This window comes from Streptomyces sp. NPDC055078 (genome assembly GCF_053607985.1).
Map to the genome: position 1 here is coordinate 1 of NZ_JBSGUP010000776.1, position 3554 is coordinate 3554.

Annotated in this window: 4 protein-coding genes; all 4 read left to right on the forward strand. The window is 70.7% G+C overall.

All coding sequences use genetic code 11. The features are described 5' to 3' along the window. The first annotated feature begins 98 nt into the window (after positions 1–98). Positions 99–194, forward strand: a complete 96-nt coding sequence (locus ACWF94_RS36465) for a putative leader peptide (RefSeq protein ID WP_453498868.1) — start codon at positions 99–101, stop codon at positions 192–194. Positions 195–284: 90 nt separating this feature from the next. Beyond that, positions 285–1628: a dicarboxylate/amino acid:cation symporter gene (locus ACWF94_RS36470; RefSeq protein WP_453498862.1), complete on the forward strand. Its 1344-nt coding sequence runs from the start codon at positions 285–287 to the stop codon at positions 1626–1628. Between the two features lie 146 nt (positions 1629–1774). Then, a complete protein-coding gene (locus tag ACWF94_RS36475) occupies positions 1775–2443 on the forward strand; it encodes a TetR/AcrR family transcriptional regulator (RefSeq protein ID WP_453498864.1) in 669 nt (222 codons plus the stop codon). Between the two features lie 560 nt (positions 2444–3003). Further along, a partial coding sequence (locus ACWF94_RS36480; RefSeq protein WP_453498866.1) for an AMP-binding protein occupies positions 3004–3554 on the forward strand: 551 nt, incomplete at its 3' end.

Genomic DNA, 3554 nt, shown 5'->3' on the forward strand with positions numbered 1-3554 from the left:
GTGTCCGTGACTCGTGCCCGTTGTGTGGCGAACATCCCCCAAGGGGGCCTATGAGGTTCTCAAAGTTAAGGTGTTAATCTGTTGATGTGACGACACCAGTGCGCCTCCTCGATGCCGCGAGCCCTCCGCTCGTGGCGCGCCTGCATGTCGACCTCTGCCGCTGCATGTCCGCGGTCTGTTGCCGTTCGGTCTGACCCCGGCATCTCCCCGCGGCTCCGCCTTCTCGCGCACGGGCGCCGCATCCCCTCACCTTCTCCCCATTCAGTTCCCACTGGAGTGTGTCCGTGTCCGCGAACACCGCGTCCACCACGACCGGAGGCCCATCGGGCTCCGGTTTCCGTATACCCAAGGTCCCCTTCTGGGCCCAGATCGTCGCCGGTCTGGTGCTCGGTGTCCTGCTCGGCTGGCTCGCCCGCAACCAGGACATCGGCTGGCTCAAGGACACCCTGGGCCATATCGGCGACATCTTCATCCGGCTGCTGAAGCTGGCGGTCGCACCCCTCGTCTTCTTCGCGATCCTGGTGTCGATCACCAACCTCCGCAAGGTCAACAACGCGGCCCGGCTGGCCGGGCAGACCCTGCTCTGGTTCATGATCACCTCGCTGATCGCGGTCGCCATCGGCATCACCATCGGCCTGCTCACCGACCCCGGCGCGGGCACCGGCCTCACCCCCAAGGACGGCAAGGCGCCGGAGAACTCCGGGTCCTGGATCGACTTCCTCACCGGAATCATCCCCACGGACGTCATCACCCCCTTCACCGAGCTGAATGTCCTTCAGATCGTCTTCATCGCCGCCGTCGCCGGGATCGCCGCCCTGGCGCTCGGTGAGAAGGCCAAGCCGATCCTCAGCCTCAGCGAGGCCGTACTCGAACTGCTCCAGAAGGCGCTGTGGTGGGTCATCCGCCTCGCGCCGCTGGGCACCGTCGGTCTCATCGGCTTCGCCATCGCCGACTACGGCTGGAACCTGATCAGCAAGTACGCGACCTTCACCGCGGACGTCTACATCGGCTGCGCGCTGGTGCTGTTCGGTGTCTACCCGCTGCTGCTGGCGACGGTCGCCAAGGTCAACCCGATCCAGTTCTTCCGGGGCGCCTGGCCCGCGATCCAGCTCGGCTTCGTCTCCCGCTCCTCCGTCGGCACGATGCCGGTCACCCAGAAGGTCACCGAGCGGCTCGGCGTGCCGAAGGAGTACACCTCCTTCGCCGTCCCGTTCGGCGCGACGACGAAGATGGACGGCTGCGCCGCGATCTACCCGGCGCTGGCGGCGATCTTCATCGCGCAGATCTTCGATGTGCAGCTGGGCATCCAGGACTATCTGCTGATCGCCTTCGTCTCGGTCGTCGGCTCGGCGGCCACGGCGGGCCTCACCGGCGCGACCGTCATGCTGACGCTGACCCTCTCCACCCTGGGCCTCCCGCTGGAGGGCGTGGGCCTGCTGATGGCGATCGACCCGATCCTGGACATGATCCGTACGGCTACGAACGTCGCCGGCCAGGCGCTCGTTCCGGTGATCGTCGCCGCCCGCGAGAAGATCCTGGACCACGACGCGTACGGCTCGGCCACCTCGTCGCCGATCGACGATCTGCGCGACGCGGAGCCGAAGGCGAGCGTGCCGGCCACCGCGTAGCCCGCCGCCGCCTCGTCAGGCCCCCTTCTCCGTACGGTTCGTTCCGTGCCCGGGAGGGGGTCTTGGCGCGTTCCGGGCCTTGTCGCGGGCCCGTAGGCTTACCGAGCGGTAGGGGACCGTGACGGGGCGGAGGGGAATTTCTGACCATGGGTGATGTGAACGGCGGGAAGAGCAAGCGGCTGCCGAGGGCCGTCCGGGAGCGGCAGATGATGGACGCCGCGGTGCGCACCTTCGGGCAGCGCGGCTACCGGGCCGCGTCGATGGACGAGATCGCCGAACTCGCCGGAGTCTCCAAGCCCTTGGTCTATCTGTATCTGCACTCCAAGGACGAGCTGTTCACCGCCTGTATCCGGCGGGAGGCCGAGGCGCTGCTGCTCGCCGTACAGGCCGCGATCGAACCGGGGCTGCCGGCCGACCGCCAGCTGTGGGCGGGGCTCACGGCGTTCTTCGTCCACACCACCGAGAACCAGGACGGCTGGGCCGTACTCCACCGCCAGGCACGGACGCACGGGGAGCCCTTCGCGCTCGAAGTGGCCGTGATGCGCGACGCCATCGTCGACTATGTCACCGGCCTCATCACCGCCGCGGCCAACGAGGCCGGGGCCGCCCGGCAGGAGCCCGCACTGGCCGGGCGCGATGTGGCCGGGCTGGCGCAGGCCCTGGTGGGGGCGGCGGAGTCACTCGCCGGATGGATGAACGATACGGGGACCGGCGCGGGGGCCGTATCGGCGAAGGAGGCGGCGGCGACGCTGATGAACTTCGCCTGGGTGGGGCTCGGCGATCTGATGAAGGGGGAGCGCTGGTCGCCGCGGTGAGGGGGTGAGTGGCCCGCCCCGGGGCGGGATTCGGGGTGGGTCCGGACGGGTGGGTCCGGACGGGTCCGGACGGATGGATCTGGACGGATGGGGCCGGACGCGTCCGGACCGGCTCCCGGTGGGTTCGGGGCGGGGCCACGGGCCTGCGCGGGTGGTGTTCCGGGTGGCGCCCAGGGCTGCCCCGGGTGGTGGCCAGGGGCGGCCCGGGGGTGGGGTTCGACACAGCCGGGGCGTCGGCGGGGCGGTCCGGAGGCGCCCGGATATCCGCCCGGCTCGCCGACGTGAGCTGGGACGATGCCCGGCCGCAGGGGGTCAGGGACGGGAGCGGTCCTTACCGGGGGTGGGGCGCTCACAACAGGCGAGTCGGGTCATCGGTGGATAAACTCCTCGTTTGCCGTGCGGTTGCCGTACGGTCCGCCGTGCGCGGAACGGGGAGTCGTAGCGCACGTCACACCTTCGGACGGAGCGTGAGATATGCGTACGAACCGGTCTCGTGCCGAGCGGGTCGGACCCGCGCGGCACGGCGGACGGGTCCTGTCGGCCGGCGATCGGTGTGCTGTATGACCGTCGCCCCGGAGACCGCCGCCGACCCATCGGATCTGCTCGACCCGCTGCTCGCCGACGCGACGTCCCTGGCGCTCTTCACCGCCGATGACGCGGCCCCCGAGCGGACCCTCCTCGACATCCTCGACGAGACCGCCCGCCGTCACCCGGACGCACTGGCCGTGGACGACGGTGTCGCCCCGCTCACCTATCGCGCCCTCCTCGGCGAGGTGGCGGCCCTGCGGCGGCGGCTGACCGACAGCGCGGGCGTGGGCCCCGGCGACCGGGTCGGGGTGCGGGTGCCGTCCGGTACCGCTGATCTGTATGTGTCGATCCTCGCGGTGCTCGCGGCGGGGGCGGCATACGTCCCGGTCGACGCGGAGGACCCCGACGAGCGCGCCCGCCTGGTCTTCGGCGAGGCGGCGGTGAGCGCGGTGATCGGCGAGGGCCGGGCCGTGACGGTGGCCGCCGGACGGGATACGGCCCGGGGCACCCGTCCCGGCACGTCCCGGCCGGGTGTCCCGGGTGTCCCGGGTGTCCCGGGTTCCTCGGGCTCCCTGTGCTCCCC

Coding starts and splice junctions, on each gene's coding strand:
- ACWF94_RS36475 (WP_453498864.1), top strand. CDS start 1,775: ATGGGTGATGTGAACGGCGGGAAGAGCAAGCGGCTGCCGAGGGCCGTC.